The organism is Pseudomonas sp. rhizo66 (assembly GCF_031931925.1).
In the GTDB taxonomy this organism is placed as follows: Bacteria; Pseudomonadota; Gammaproteobacteria; order Pseudomonadales; family Pseudomonadaceae; genus Aquipseudomonas.
In genome coordinates, this window is sequence record NZ_JAUJWZ010000008.1 from 124,464 (window position 1) to 137,619 (window position 13,156).

Below are 13,156 nucleotides of genomic sequence, written 5' to 3' on the forward strand. Positions count from 1 at the left end.
TTTTTACATCCCGAATTTGTCGCGTAACCCGTAATACCACGCGCCCAACGCGGCAAATGGCGTGCGCAGCAACTGCCCGCCGGGGAACGGATAGTGCGGCAGGTCGGCAAACGCATCGAAACGCTCGGCCTGGCCGCGCAACGCTTCAGCGAGGACCTTGCCTGCCAAATGCGTGTAGGTCACGCCATGGCCGCTGCAGCCTTGCGAGTAATAGATGTTGTCGCCCAGGCGCCCGACCTGTGGCAAGCGCGACAGGGTCAGCAGGAAGTTTCCGGTCCAGGCGTAGTCAATCTTCACATCCTTGAGCTGTGGGAAGGCCTTGAGCATTTTCGGGCGGATGATTGCTTCGATGTTCGCCGGATCGCGCGCGCCATACACCACACCGCCGCCGAAGATCAGGCGCTTGTCGCCCGTGAGGCGGTAGTAGTCGAGCAGGTAATTGCAGTCTTCAACGCAGTAGTCCTGCGGCAGCAGCGCATTCGCCAGTTCGTCACCCAGCGGCTCGGTGGTGATGACTTGCGTGCCGCACGGCATCGATTTGGCCGCAAGCTCCGGCACCAGATTACCGAGGTAGGCATTGCCCGCGACGATGATGAATTTGGCCCTGACCTTGCCCTGCGGCGTGTGCACAACCGGGTTGGCGCCGCGCTCGATGCGTACTGCAGGCGACTGTTCATAAATGGTGCCGCCGAGTGACTCGACCGCTGCCGCTTCGCCCAACGCAAGGTTCAGCGGATGAATGTGCCCGCCGCTCATGTCGAGCATGCCGCCGACGTACTGATCGCACGCCACCACTTCGCGAATACGGCGCTGATCCAACAATTCGAGTTGCGTATGGCCGAAGCGCTCCCAGAGACGCTTCTGCGATTCCAGGTGGCCCATCTGCTTGGTCGTCAGCGCGGCGAACACGCCACCGTCCTTCAGGTCGCACTGGATGTTGTATTTGGCTATGCGCTCACGAATGATCCGGCCGCCTTCGAACGCCATCTGCCCAAGCAGTTGCGCCTGCTTGGGGCCGACGCTGCGCTCGATCACATCAATGTCACGGCTATAACTGTTAACGATCTGCCCGCCATTGCGCCCCGACGCGCCGAACCCGACCTTGGCAGCCTCCAGTACGGTGACGCGAAAACCGTTCTCCAACAGAAACAGCGCTGAGGACAATCCGGTATACCCGGCGCCGATCACACAGACGTCCGTCTCCACATCATCCTGCAAGGCAGGGCGGGGCGGTACGGCATTGGCCGACGCAGCGTAATAAGACTCTGGGTAAAGGGTGTTCGCCATCCTGCAGCCTCTGTTTAATATATTTTACGAGTGCGTCGATCCTACCCGAGTTGAAAAACCTCCGCCAGCCACCGGAAAATCTCCGTTGCCGACCCGAAATTAAATATTTTGCATATTCATAGGGTTAGGTGAAAAAAAGGTGTTGACACCCCTCGGGAATTCCGTAGAATGCCGCCTCACAGCAGGCACGTAGCTCAGTTGGTTAGAGCACCACCTTGACATGGTGGGGGTCGTTGGTTCGAGTCCAATCGCGCCTACCAAACAAAATCCGCTCTGCTGGGCGGTCTAGAAGGGCTCACCGAAAGGTGGGCCCTTTTTTGTTGTCTGCAATTTGCAAAGCTTTCGCAAAACCTCCGCCTCAGAGCGCCACATCCTGAGTCCACTTCATCGGGCGTCGGGTATGTTCGCTACGGGGTTATCGTTGTCGGCGTTGTAGTGAGTAATGTTGATCCGCTGCGAGTCGTGCTTCATCGTTATTCGGTTCTAGTTGATTTGCACGCACATGCCTTCGTGTTTGGTAATGATGGTCGACTGTTTCACCTTCGTCAGAACAGGCGACGGACTGGAGATTCGCCGTTCGTCGCCAGCGCCCTTTGAAAAAGTGTGGATATTGAACAGCTTACGAGTGTTACTAACCAACCGGTTATCAAAAAATCGTTGTTACTGGTCGTGGAATTAAGTAACATTCGTCCCGCGTTCACCACCACGGTTTATGCATTTTTAAATCCCAAGCTTCCATCAGCTGCTTGGGATTTTTTTTGTCTGCGATTTGGCTTTTGCCGCTTCGAGTCCTCCTCACGATCTCTCGTGAATACCAGCGATTTTCTCGCAGGCGCATCCCGATTTTTTCGACTACTACTGACTGGCCGATTTTCAACTCTTTCTGATGGGGTGTGTCGATGCTGGTTCACTGGTTTCTTGCTGCTATTCACTTACTCGCTTTCGCCATGGGCTTCTGGGCGGTGCTGACGCGTGGAGCGGCGTTCAATCGTCTGGCAGCCGGGGCGGGAGAGCAGGGCCGAGTTTTACTGGCTGACAATATATGGGGGATTTCCGCACTGATCCTGCTGGTCACCGGGGCAATGCGTGCCTTTGGCGGCTATGAAAAGGGCACTGACTATTATCTTCATCAGCCGCTGTTCCATCTGAAGATGACGCTGTTCGTGCTGATTCTGCTGATTGAGCTCGCGCCGATGATTACCTTGGTGAAGTGGCGTATTGCAAAAGCGCGGGGTACGCCGCTCGATGTCAGGCGAGCAAGGCTGTACGCAAGAATCAGTCATGTCGAGGCGTTGTTATTGGTGCTGATGGTGCTTGCAGCCACAGGCATGGCGCGTGGTGTGACATTCAGTTAGAGGGCGAATTCTCCGCGCTCTATCGGAAACGTCCGACAGCCAGTCTGGGGGATGGCAGGTAGTATCGGCCGGCAAGGGAATAAGGGGGGGAAATCGGATTTAGCGTGTCAGGCGCCGTGCCCAGCAGAGTGGGGAGCGGATGGCAATACGGCGCGTGAATCTCTAGCCAGTCATTCCACAAGGTAAACGGACTGGCTACTGACTGCGATCTGGCTCAGGGAGTTTGTGGCTTGTCCGGGGCGGTCAGGCCAGCCTGAATGCGCTGGTAAATCTCTTCACGGTGCACTGCAACGTTTTTCGGAGCGTTGATACCAATGCGGACCTGTTGGCCGCTTACGCCCAGAATGGTGATAGTGATGTCATCACCGATGTTTATGCTTTCACCGACTTTGCGGGTGAGTATCAGCATGGTCTTCTCCTTGATTGCTTTGTAGGGCACCTGATTCAGACAGTGCAGAGGTCGGTGGTACGTATAGATTAGTGCGAAGTCTCACGGTTTGGGTGCCTCTTTCTGACGCGCAGAAGCGGCATTAATTCCCAGGGCGTAACTATACAGAGGCTGCAAGCATCAATCTCGTTGTTTTGTGCCCATTTTGCGGGGCTCGCGAAGTATTTATGAATGATAAGATCGCCGCTTTGAGAATTTCGAGGAAAGCGTTGTGCGCAAATTGGTTTGGGTAGTCGTGGCACTGGTATTGGCAGGGTGTGGTGAAGGCAAGAATGCAGATGCACCAAAACCACAATCGGCTGCAGTAACCGCGCCGGCGTCTGTAGCGCCGCAATGGGATCTCGAAGTGCGCGGCGAAACTCCACAGGCTGTCAGCGACCTGAGTGGCTGGCTGATCGAGCACGCCTTCGTGCCCACGGTGATCAAGGACAGCAGCGGCAAAACGCGAATTCTGATTGGTCCGTTCAACTCTCAGGCCGAAGCTGAAGCGCGCAAGGTACAAGTGGATGCGGCGTTGGTGAAGGCCAAGAAACAGAATATTGAGTCCGTATTGGTCGAGCATCCGCTCACGCCGTGAATGAGCGGGCGGCGACTCTGCCAGTTGATAGGACTGCTGCGGGACAAGCGATTGAATTGGCTGACGTCGACATGGCAAAGGACATTCTCCGGGAAATCGCCGACGCCTCCCATGAGGGGTTTACGGCTGGATTGCCGGAGAGTCGACAGCCGTCATGAAACTTGCGCAGATACTCGATCAAAGAGCGCGGCATACCCCGTGAATCACTTGGTTTGATCGACAACTGGCGGCACAACAAGTCGGCCATCCAGACACAAACAAAAAGGCCTCGAACATCACGTTCGAGGCCTTTTTTGTCTGCGCTGAAATCAGCCGCAGGCTTTCATGTTCACCGGGCCGACAAATTCATTACCGCGCCCCATCACGCATGCCACACTCTGATTGCGCTGACGTTCCCAATCCTGCACCGGGTAAGTCTTGTCCCATGCCTCATACAATTGTCGATCCTGTTTCGACAGCCGCAAGCCGTACTGCTTGCTCATGTAGAAGTACGTGCGGGCGATCATGCCGCGAATCGAAGGGCGAGGCATGACTTTCTTCGCCTTGAAGTCGACCTGGGTCAGGCATGAACCGTACTGCCCGGACTGCACGGGCAACCAGCCGTAGCTGAAGTTGCTGCGATCGCCATTGACCTCGCCAATGCTCGGCACCAGGTTATGCAGATCGGCTTCAGCTTTCTGGTAGCTTGGGTCGTAACGCGTACAGTTCTTGCGCCCACCTTCCTGCCAGCATTGGCGCTGATGACCGAACTGCCAGGCAGGCACGATGTGTTCCCATTCGATGCGTGACGCGCGCTTGGCATTTTTGCGCGGTACGTAACCGCAGGCTTTCAGGTCAACCTTGTTGCCGGTGTACTTGCACCCGCAATAAAACTCTGTGGACTGCGGTGCATACAGTTTCCAGGCGACCTTCTTGGCTTCGGTGAATGTGCGGGGGGCGCCAGCCTGGGCACCCAGGGTGACGAACAGCAGTAGCAAAGCAAAACAGCGGACACTCATTGAATCAATCTTCCTTCGGTACAACCCAAAAAATCTGCACGCCACCGTCGTCGCGATAGGCGAGGGTGACGTTGTCGTTCTCGTCGATTTCCTCGAGCAGGCGCTCCCACTCGTCCATCGGCTCGTCCGGCAAACGGAAGATCAGTGCGGCTTTGGCTTTCTGTGCGGTGGGGGAATTGATGATTTTTTGAACGCGCATGCCCATGCGTTCGTAAGCGTCAGGAGCATCAGGGGAGGTGGCCACGAGGTTATCCTTATTAAGCTGTACGTGCGTACAGTATTTAACTGTAAGCTTTTTCGCAACTGCTTAAAATTCAAGAAAATCCTCTGACAGCGGTTTTCGGATTTTGGTGTAGGTCGTGTCGACTTTTTTGTGGGAAAAGTGCGGGAGCGCTGTAGGCGATTCACTACCCGCCTATTGGGCGAGTAGTGTTCAGGTTGCCCGATCTGGAATTGATCGGGCGAAGGCGAATCAGTATTCCCAGAACATCCGCTGCAACTCTTTGCTGTCGTTGGTCTTGGTCAGGGCGACCATTGCCAGGATGCGGGCTTTCTGCGGGTTCAGGTCGTGAGCGACAACCCAGTCGTATTTGTCGTCTGGCTGTTCGGCGTTACGCAGAACGAAGCCGCCAGCGTTGACGTGGGACGAACGAATGATTTGCACGCCATCCTTGCGCAGCGCTTGCAGGGTTGGAACCACGCGGGAGGATACCGAGCCGTTACCGGTGCCGGCATGGATGATCGCCTTGGCACCCGACTGCGCGAGAGCCTTGTAGGCGGTATCGCTCACATTGCCGTAGGAATAGGCGATTTCCACATCAGGAAGGCTCTTGATGTTTTTGATGTCGAATTCCGAATCCATGGTGTGACGCTTGGCTGGCAAGCGGAACCAGTAGGACTTGCCTTCAACCACCATGCCTAGTGGGCCCCAGGCACTTTTGAAGGCCTCGGTCTTGATGTTGATCATTTTGCTGACGTCGCGACCGGACTGGATTTCATCATTCATGGTCACCAGTACGCCTTTGCCGTGCGCTTCTTTGCTGCTGGCCACGGCCACGGCGTTATACAGGTTGAGCATGCCATCAGCGGACATCGCAGTGCCCGGACGCATCGAACCGACGACGATGATCGGCTTATCGGTTTTTTCTACCAGGTTGAGGAAGTAAGCGGTTTCTTCCAGGGTGTCGGTGCCGTGGGTGATGACGATGCCATCGACGTCTTTGCTGTCAGCCAGTTCGGCTACGCGACGACCCAGTTGCAGCAGGTTTTCGTTGGTAATGCTTTCTGAAGCAATCTGCATGACTTGTTCGCCACGCACATTCGCCAGTTTGCTCAGCTCGGGAATGCCGGCGATCAATTGTTCGACGCCAACCTTCGCTGCCTGATAGGTGGCGCTGTTGGCGGCGCTCGCGCCGGCGCCGGCAATGGTGCCGCCGGTGGCAAGTACCACAACGTTGGCGAGCTTGGCCTGGGTTTCGACTTCTTTCGCCTGGAGGGCGGTGGGCAGGAGCAGGAGAAGGGCCAAAGCGCCCGGAACCAAAGTGTTGAAAGCAGATTTCATTATTTTTCTCTCTAGTAGTGAGACGGTGCTGATGCAGGTTCATCTAGATCACCCCAAGCCGATCTGGATGCCCGGGGTGCGGTGAAGGGAGCAGGATCTGTACCAGCCGAACTTTGCGTTAGAGAAATGTTTAACCTGATGATTTAAATCAAGTTTTTATTGGTTTGCGAGTGGCTTGTTGAAACGTTTATCCGGGTTTCCGAACATTGGAAGCTTTCGCGTTCGGTTCACCGAAAGGGACTACCGCTTTTGTCGAATGAAACCGGTTGCCGGCTCGGGATTCTCTGCTAAAGAAACCGGCCTTCAGGCCGATGGGTGTTCTGGGAAACGCTTTTTTAGGGAGTTCACATGTCACTGACGATCGGTTTTTCAAACCCGGGTACAGTCACCATCGGCGGTAAAACCGCAGCGACGATCAATGCAATGAACAAGGCAGAAGCGGACGCTGCCGACGAGGCGCTGGGTGTTGAAAAAGAGCCGAGCAAACAGGTCAGGACCGGTGGCCCTGCGCAAGAAGCCAGCCAGGCCGATAGCGCGGACAGCGGCGACAGTCTGAATGTCACCGTGAAAATGCTGCTCAAGCGGATGAAGGAATTACAGAAGCAACTGCAGGAGCAGCAACAGCAACTGGCGGCGGCCCAGGCTGCGAGCTATCCGACGCCGGAGGCCAAGTCGCAGGCGGTGATGTCCATTCAGGGGCAGATCGCGCAGACCAGCGGCGCACTCATGGAAGTCGCGGCTGCGTTGCTCAAGGAAATGTCCAAGGGCTCCACCAGCGGCAACATGGTCAATACCACGGCGTGATCATCGGAGGGCGAAGCAGCGGATTCGCCCTTTAAGCAATACCGATTTCTGATTGTTGACAAATGCCGGCGGGATTCGCATAGTTCGGTCTACGCAAACGTTTGCGCGGCGCTCTCGGCGCACTATGGCCCTGCAGATAGCCAGGTAGCTTACGCCAGCGCAAGCGTTGCTCACAATAATCATAAGATCGGAGTGAACCCATGAAGCTGCCATTCGCTGGACGTCTTCTTGCTGTCGCTATGCTGGCTGCCACAGCCGCTGCACTACCTGTCTCCTCGGCATTCGCCGAATCCGCCGAAAAACCCAAAGTCGCGCTGGTCATGAAGTCTCTGGCCAACGAATTCTTCCTGACCATGGAAGATGGCGCCAAGGCCTACCAGAAAGAACACTCCGCTGATTTCGATCTGATCTCCAACGGCATCAAGGACGAAACCGATACTGCCGGCCAGACCCGCATCGTCGAGCAGATGATTCTGGCCAAGGTCAATGCGCTGGTGATCGCGCCTTCCGACTCCAAGGCCATGGTGCCGGTGATCAAGAAAGCCGTCGATGCTGGCATTACCGTGATCAACATCGACAACCAGCTCGATCCGGCCATCGTCAAAAGCAAAAACATCAGTGTGCCATTCGTAGGCCCGGACAACCGTAAAGGTGCGCGTCTGGTCGGCGAATACCTGGCCAAGCAGCTCAAGGCCGGTGACGAAGTCGGCATCATTGAAGGCGTGTCCACGACCACCAATGCCCAGCAACGTACCGCTGGATTCAAGGATGCAATGGACGCTGCACAGATCAAGATCGTTTCCCTGCAATCCGGTGACTGGGAAATCGACAAGGGCAACAAGGTTGCCGCTTCGATCCTCAGCGAATACCCGGACGTCAAAGCACTGCTGGCCGGTAACGACAGCATGGCCGTTGGTGCCGTTTCCGCAGTACGTGCCGCTGGCAAGGCAGGTCAGGTTCAGGTGGTCGGTTACGACAACATCAATGCCATCAAGCCAATGTTGAAGGACGGTCGTGTCTTGGCCACCGCTGACCAGTTCGCTGCCAAACAAGCTGTGTTCGGCATCGAAACTGCGCTGAAAATCATCAAGGGCGAAAAAGTCGACAGCGGCGCCAATGGCGTGATCGAAACCCCGGTCGAGCTGGTCACCAAGTAAGTCTTCTGGCGACACAACGGCGCTCGTCCGTCCGGGCGAGCGCATGGAGAGTTTTTATGTCAGTTTCCGCCCCGAACGCTGTCCTCTCGGTCAGCGGTATCGGTAAGACCTATGCGCAACCGGTGCTCACCGGCATCGATTTGACGCTGATGCGCGGTGAAGTGCTGGCGCTGACCGGCGAGAATGGTGCCGGCAAAAGTACCCTGTCGAAGATCATTGGCGGACTGGTCACGCCGACCACCGGCCAGATGCAATTCCACGGCAAGGACTACCGTCCGGGCAGTCGTACCCAGGCTGAAGAACTTGGCGTGCGCATGGTCATGCAAGAACTCAATCTGTTGCCGACATTGTCGGTCGCGGAAAACCTGTTTCTCGACAACCTGCCAAGCAACGGCGGCTGGATCAGTCGCAAGCAATTGCGCAAGGCTGCAGTCGAAGCGATGGCACAAGTCGGCCTCGACGCGATTGATCCGGATACGCTGGTCGGCGAGCTGGGGATCGGGCATCAGCAGATGGTCGAAATCGCCCGCAACCTGATTGGCGATTGCCATGTGCTGATCCTCGATGAGCCGACCGCGATGCTGACCGCACGGGAAGTCGAAATGCTCTTTGAGCAGATCACTCGTCTGCAGGCACGCGGCGTCTCGATCATCTACATTTCCCACCGCCTCGAAGAGCTTGCCCGAGTCGCACAGCGCATTGCCGTGCTGCGTGACGGCAATCTGGTCTGCGTCGAGCCGATGGCCAATTACAACAGTGAGCAACTGGTCACACTGATGGTCGGTCGTGAGCTGGGCGAACATATCGATATGGGGCCGCGCAAGGTTGGTGCGCCGGCGCTGACGGTCAAGGGCCTGACTCGTTCCGATAAAGTGCGCGATGTTTCGTTTGAAGTGCGCGCCGGCGAGATCTTCGGAATTTCCGGATTGATCGGGGCAGGGCGCACAGAACTGCTGCGACTGATTTTTGGTGCGGACGTTGCCGACAGCGGCACCATTGCGCTGGGCTCGCCGGCCAAAGTGGTCAGCGTGCGCTCGCCCGTCGACGCCGTGCGCAACGGCATTGCGTTGATTACCGAAGACCGCAAGGGTGAAGGCCTGCTCCTGAGTCAGTCGATCAGCGCCAACATTGCACTGGGTAACATGCCGGAAATTTCCAGTGGCGGAGTCGTCAAAAACGGCGACGAGATCGCTCTGGCGCAGCGTCAGATCGACGCCATGCGCATCCGCAGCTCGAGCCCGACACAGCTGGTTTCAGAACTGTCCGGTGGCAATCAGCAGAAGGTCGTGATTGGCCGCTGGCTGGAGCGCGATTGTTCGGTGCTGCTGTTCGACGAGCCGACCCGTGGCATCGACGTCGGCGCCAAGTTTGACATTTACGCCTTGCTCGGCGAACTGACGCGGCAGGGTAAAGCGCTGGTGGTGGTGTCCAGTGACCTGCGTGAGCTGATGTTGATCTGCGACCGGATCGGCGTGTTGTCGGCGGGGCGCTTGATCGACACCTTCGAGCGTGACAGCTGGACCCAGGATGACTTGCTTGCTGCCGCGTTCGCCGGCTACCAAAAACGTGATGCGTTGCTCAATGAAGCGGCGCCTAGGGATCTCCCATGAAAACTGCATCTCCTGCCGGCAAACGTAGTGGCAACTTCTACGGTCTGGGCACTTATCTGGGTCTGGCCGGCGCCTTGCTGGCGATGATTGCGCTGTTCTCGGTCTTGAGCAGCCACTTTCTGTCGTATAACACCTTCAGCACCCTGGCCAACCAGATTCCTGATCTGATGGTACTGGCGGTCGGCATGACCTTCGTGTTGATCATTGGCGGCATCGACCTGTCGGTGGGTTCGGTACTCGCATTGGCCGCTTCGACGGTCAGCGTTGCGATTCTCGGCTGGGGCTGGGGCGTGTTGCCGTCGGCATTGCTCGGCATGGCAGTGGCGGCGCTGGCCGGTACTGTCACCGGTTCGATTACGGTGGCGTGGCGGATTCCATCGTTCATCGTCTCTTTGGGTGTGCTGGAAATGGCTCGGGGTCTGGCGTATCAGATGACCGGATCGCGCACCGCATACATCGGTGACTCGTTTGCCTGGCTGTCGAACCCGATCGCGTTCGGTATCTCGCCATCGTTCATCATTGCCTTGCTGGTGATTTTCATTGCTCAGGCCGTGTTGACCCGGACGGTGTTCGGTCGCTACCTGATCGGCATCGGCACCAACGAAGAGGCAGTGCGCCTTGCGGGGATCAATCCGAAACCCTACAAGATTCTGGTATTCAGCCTGATGGGTTTGCTGGCCGGTATCGCCGCGCTGTTTCAGATTTCCCGTCTGGAAGCTGCTGATCCGAATGCCGGTTCCGGCCTGGAGCTGCAAGTGATCGCTGCTGTGGTCATCGGCGGTACCAGCCTGATGGGCGGGCGTGGTTCGGTGATCAGCACGTTCTTTGGCGTGTTGATCATCTCGGTCCTGGCGGCCGGTCTGGCGCAGATCGGGGCGACTGAACCGACCAAGCGAATCATCACCGGCGCCGTCATCGTGATCGCGGTGGTGCTCGACACTTATCGCAGTCAGCGCGCCAGTCGCCGGGGCTAACACATGGCAACGATCAAGGACGTGGCAGCCCTCGCGGGGATTTCCTATACGACGGTTTCGCATGTGGTGAACAACACCCGGCCGGTCAGTCAGGAAGTGCGGCTGAAAGTCGAGGCGGCGATCAAGAGCCTTGACTATGTACCGAGTGCGGTGGCGCGCTCGCTGAAAGCCAAGACGACTGCGACCATCGGCCTGCTGGTGCCCAACAGTCTCAACCCGTACTTCGCCGAGTTGGCGCGGGGTATCGAGGATTATTGCGAGCGTAACGGCTACTGCGTGATCCTCTGCAACTCCGACGACAACCCCGACAAGCAGCGCAGCTATTTGCGCGTCTTGCTGGAGAAGCGCATCGACGGTTTGATCGTAGCTTCCGCGGGCGGTGACAGCGGTCTGGCGCAGGGGCTGGCCGGGGTGAAAACGCCAATGGTCATCGTCGACCGTGGTCTGGAGGGTGTCGACGCCGATCTGGTGCGCATCGACCACGAATACGGCGCTTACCTCGCTACGCGGCACTTGCTGGAGTTGGGGCACCGCGACATCGCCACCATCGGCGGCCCGGCCACTACCAGTGTTGCGCAAATGCGTCAGGCCGGCTATTGCCGGGCGCTGAAAGAGGCGGGCGTTGAGGTCCGACAGGAGCGAATGCTGGAAAGTGATTTCACCAGTACTGGCGGGTACAACGCAGCGGCGATTCTTCTCGAGCGCAATCCGCCGAGTGCGATTTTCGCAGGTAACGACATGATCGGCATCGGTGTACTGCGCGCGGCAGCGGAGCGAAATGTGCGCGTGCCGAGTGAGCTGTCGGTGATCGGTTTCGACGATATCCAGATGAGTCGTTACGTCTACCCGGCACTCACCACGGTGGGGCAATCGATCCTGCAACTGGGCGAGATGGCGGCCGAAGTGCTGCTGCGAAGGATTGCTACGCCGAACCTGGGCACTGATCAAAGGATCGTGACCCCTAGTATTGTCTTGCGCGAATCGACCGCCCCGTTGTCCGGCGTGTTCACCGAATACCGCTGAAACCGAATTGACGAGTAATGATGTATGCCAGCAAATGTAGTGGTAATAGGCAGCCTGAACATGGATCTGGTGACCCGGGCGCCGCGGCTGCCCGTAGGCGGTGAAACGCTGATCGGACATTCATTTGCCACGGTTTCCGGCGGCAAGGGTGCCAATCAGGCAGTGGCCGCAGCGCGATTGGGCGCACAGGTGGCGATGGTCGGTTGCGTTGGCAACGACGACTATGGCGTGCAATTGCGCGAGGCCCTGCTGGCCGAGCAGATCGATTGCCTGGCTGTGAGCGCGGTCGATGATTCCAGTGGTGTGGCGTTGATCGTGGTCGATGACAACAGTCAGAACGCCATCGTCATCGTCGCCGGTGCCAACGGTGCAATGACGCCCGCAGTGATCGACCGGTTTGATGCAGTGCTGCAAGCCGCCGACGTGATCATTTGCCAGCTCGAAATTCCGGATGCCACGGTGGGGCATGCGCTTAAACGTGCACGTGCGCTGGGTAAAGTCGTCATCCTTAATCCGGCACCGGCCAGTCGTCCCCTTCCGGCGGACTGGTTTGCCGCGATCGACTACCTGATCCCCAACGAAAGCGAAGCGGCGGTGTTGAGCGGGTTGCCGGTGGACTCGCAGGAGACGGCAGAAAGCGCAGCCAGCCAGCTGATCGCCATGGGCGCGGGCAAAGTCATCATTACCCTCGGTGCTCAAGGCTCGCTGTTCGCCAATGGCCAACGCTTCGAGCATTTCCCGGCGCCGAAAGTGAAGGCTGTCGACACCACAGCGGCAGGCGACACCTTCGTCGGTGGTTTCGCCGCTGCGCTGGCCAATGGCAAGTCCGAGGCCGAGGCAATTCGTTTCGGGCAGATCGCCGCCGCCTTGTCGGTAACCCGTGCCGGCGCGCAACCCTCCATTCCAACCCTATCCGACGTACAGGCTTTTAAACCCGCATGAAAAAGACTCCTCTGCTCAACGTCGCATTGTCGCGGCTGATTGCTTCTTTGGGCCACGGCGATATGGTGGTCATTGGTGATGCCGGACTGCCGGTGCCGCCGGGTGTCGAGCTGATTGATCTGGCGCTGACCCACGGTGTGCCGGACTTCATCAGCACCCTGAAAGTCGTCCTCAGCGAGATGCAGGTGGAAAGCCATGCACTGGCCAAAGAAATCTTCGACAAGCAACCGACCGCGCTGAACACGCTGGAGCAGTTGAATGAAGAGGGCGCTCTGGGCCGGCGCGATCTGCTCAGTCATGAGCAATTCAAGGTTCTCAGCCGACAGGCTCGGGCGATTGTTCGTACAGGTGAATGCCAGCCTTACTGCAATATCGTCCTGGTCGCCGGGGTTACGTTCTGATTTTTTGATTCCACATGCA

14 protein-coding genes and 1 tRNA gene are annotated in these 13,156 nt (G+C 57.6%); 10 read left to right on the forward strand and 5 right to left on the reverse strand.

Going from position 1 to position 13,156, the window contains the following annotated elements:
- Positions 1 to 3: 3 nt before the first annotated feature.
- On the reverse strand, positions 4 to 1,287 hold the full coding sequence (locus tag QZR14_RS11870) for an NAD(P)/FAD-dependent oxidoreductase (RefSeq protein WP_311996644.1): 1,284 nt from the start codon (positions 1,285 to 1,287) through the stop codon (positions 4 to 6).
- Positions 1,288 to 1,470: 183 nt separating this feature from the next.
- Here QZR14_RS11870 and QZR14_RS11875 point away from each other — a divergent pair.
- Positions 1,471 to 1,547, forward strand: a tRNA-Val gene (locus QZR14_RS11875).
- A 639-nt stretch (positions 1,548 to 2,186) separates the two neighbouring features.
- Positions 2,187 to 2,642 (forward strand): DUF2214 family protein, encoded by a 456-nt coding sequence (locus tag QZR14_RS11880; RefSeq protein ID WP_311996645.1) that lies wholly within the window; start codon positions 2,187 to 2,189, stop codon positions 2,640 to 2,642.
- A 214-nt stretch (positions 2,643 to 2,856) separates the two neighbouring features.
- Here QZR14_RS11880 and csrA read toward each other — a convergent pair whose 3' ends face one another.
- Positions 2,857 to 3,051: a carbon storage regulator CsrA gene (csrA, locus tag QZR14_RS11885; protein ID WP_003179932.1), complete on the reverse strand. Its 195-nt coding sequence runs from the start codon at positions 3,049 to 3,051 to the stop codon at positions 2,857 to 2,859.
- Between the two features lie 250 nt (positions 3,052 to 3,301).
- Between csrA and QZR14_RS11890 the strand changes: the two genes are divergently transcribed.
- The gene (locus QZR14_RS11890; RefSeq protein ID WP_311996646.1) at positions 3,302 to 3,667 is read left to right on the forward strand and encodes an SPOR domain-containing protein; all 366 of its coding nucleotides are present in this window, start codon (positions 3,302 to 3,304) and stop codon (positions 3,665 to 3,667) included.
- A gap of 308 nt (positions 3,668 to 3,975) precedes the next feature.
- Here the strand turns inward: QZR14_RS11890 and QZR14_RS11895 are convergent, their stop codons facing one another.
- From QZR14_RS11895 to QZR14_RS11905, 3 genes are all read right to left on the reverse strand, one after another.
- Entirely contained in the window at positions 3,976 to 4,665 is a 690-nt protein-coding gene (locus QZR14_RS11895; protein WP_250607259.1) for an endonuclease, read from the reverse strand.
- Positions 4,666 to 4,669: 4 nt separating this feature from the next.
- Positions 4,670 to 4,870, reverse strand: coding sequence for a DUF1654 domain-containing protein (locus QZR14_RS11900; protein WP_250607330.1), 201 nt, complete (start codon positions 4,868 to 4,870; stop codon positions 4,670 to 4,672).
- 267 nt (positions 4,871 to 5,137) lie between these two features.
- Positions 5,138 to 6,226 carry an asparaginase gene (locus QZR14_RS11905; protein ID WP_250607258.1) on the reverse strand — a complete coding sequence of 363 codons (1,089 nt, stop codon included), beginning with the start codon at positions 6,224 to 6,226 and terminating at the stop codon, positions 5,138 to 5,140.
- 348 nt (positions 6,227 to 6,574) lie between these two features.
- On the opposite strand from QZR14_RS11905, the gene QZR14_RS11910 reads away from it, so the two are divergent.
- The 7 genes from QZR14_RS11910 to rbsD all read left to right on the forward strand — a co-directional run bounded on the left by QZR14_RS11910 (position 6,575) and on the right by rbsD (position 13,137).
- Entirely contained in the window at positions 6,575 to 7,030 is a 456-nt protein-coding gene (locus QZR14_RS11910; protein ID WP_250607257.1) for a hypothetical protein, read from the forward strand.
- A gap of 200 nt (positions 7,031 to 7,230) precedes the next feature.
- The gene (locus QZR14_RS11915; RefSeq protein ID WP_016984936.1) at positions 7,231 to 8,187 is read left to right on the forward strand and encodes a sugar ABC transporter substrate-binding protein; all 957 of its coding nucleotides are present in this window, start codon (positions 7,231 to 7,233) and stop codon (positions 8,185 to 8,187) included.
- Positions 8,188 to 8,243: 56 nt separating this feature from the next.
- The gene (locus QZR14_RS11920; RefSeq protein ID WP_311996647.1) at positions 8,244 to 9,797 is read left to right on the forward strand and encodes a sugar ABC transporter ATP-binding protein; all 1,554 of its coding nucleotides are present in this window, start codon (positions 8,244 to 8,246) and stop codon (positions 9,795 to 9,797) included.
- A complete protein-coding gene (locus QZR14_RS11925) occupies positions 9,794 to 10,771 on the forward strand; it encodes an ABC transporter permease (protein WP_123448673.1) in 978 nt (325 codons plus the stop codon). Before QZR14_RS11920 ends, QZR14_RS11925 begins: the two co-directional genes overlap by 4 nt.
- Before the next feature lie 3 nt (positions 10,772 to 10,774).
- Complete coding sequence (locus QZR14_RS11930; RefSeq protein WP_250607255.1) at positions 10,775 to 11,794, forward strand: LacI family DNA-binding transcriptional regulator; 1,020 nt, start codon at positions 10,775 to 10,777, stop codon at positions 11,792 to 11,794.
- 24 nt (positions 11,795 to 11,818) lie between these two features.
- Positions 11,819 to 12,736, forward strand: a complete 918-nt coding sequence (rbsK, locus tag QZR14_RS11935) for a ribokinase (protein ID WP_311996648.1) — start codon at positions 11,819 to 11,821, stop codon at positions 12,734 to 12,736.
- A complete protein-coding gene (gene rbsD / locus QZR14_RS11940; RefSeq protein WP_250607253.1) occupies positions 12,733 to 13,137 on the forward strand; it encodes a D-ribose pyranase in 405 nt (134 codons plus the stop codon). The genes rbsK and rbsD overlap by 4 nt, the downstream gene beginning before the upstream one ends.
- Positions 13,138 to 13,156 lie beyond the last annotated feature (19 nt).

Coding starts and splice junctions, on each gene's coding strand:
- QZR14_RS11910 (WP_250607257.1), top strand. CDS start 6,575: ATGTCACTGACGATCGGTTTTTCAAACCCGGGTACAGTCACCATCGGC.
- QZR14_RS11880 (WP_311996645.1), top strand. CDS start 2,187: ATGCTGGTTCACTGGTTTCTTGCTGCTATTCACTTACTCGCTTTCGCC.
- QZR14_RS11930 (WP_250607255.1), top strand. CDS start 10,775: ATGGCAACGATCAAGGACGTGGCAGCCCTCGCGGGGATTTCCTATACG.
- QZR14_RS11905 (WP_250607258.1), bottom strand. CDS start 6,226: ATGAAATCTGCTTTCAACACTTTGGTTCCGGGCGCTTTGGCCCTTCTC.
- QZR14_RS11915 (WP_016984936.1), top strand. CDS start 7,231: ATGAAGCTGCCATTCGCTGGACGTCTTCTTGCTGTCGCTATGCTGGCT.
- QZR14_RS11900 (WP_250607330.1), bottom strand. CDS start 4,870: ATGGGCATGCGCGTTCAAAAAATCATCAATTCCCCCACCGCACAGAAA.
- rbsK (WP_311996648.1), top strand. CDS start 11,819: ATGCCAGCAAATGTAGTGGTAATAGGCAGCCTGAACATGGATCTGGTG.
- QZR14_RS11925 (WP_123448673.1), top strand. CDS start 9,794: ATGAAAACTGCATCTCCTGCCGGCAAACGTAGTGGCAACTTCTACGGT.
- QZR14_RS11895 (WP_250607259.1), bottom strand. CDS start 4,665: ATGAGTGTCCGCTGTTTTGCTTTGCTACTGCTGTTCGTCACCCTGGGT.
- QZR14_RS11870 (WP_311996644.1), bottom strand. CDS start 1,287: ATGGCGAACACCCTTTACCCAGAGTCTTATTACGCTGCGTCGGCCAAT.
- rbsD (WP_250607253.1), top strand. CDS start 12,733: ATGAAAAAGACTCCTCTGCTCAACGTCGCATTGTCGCGGCTGATTGCT.
- csrA (WP_003179932.1), bottom strand. CDS start 3,051: ATGCTGATACTCACCCGCAAAGTCGGTGAAAGCATAAACATCGGTGAT.
- QZR14_RS11920 (WP_311996647.1), top strand. CDS start 8,244: ATGTCAGTTTCCGCCCCGAACGCTGTCCTCTCGGTCAGCGGTATCGGT.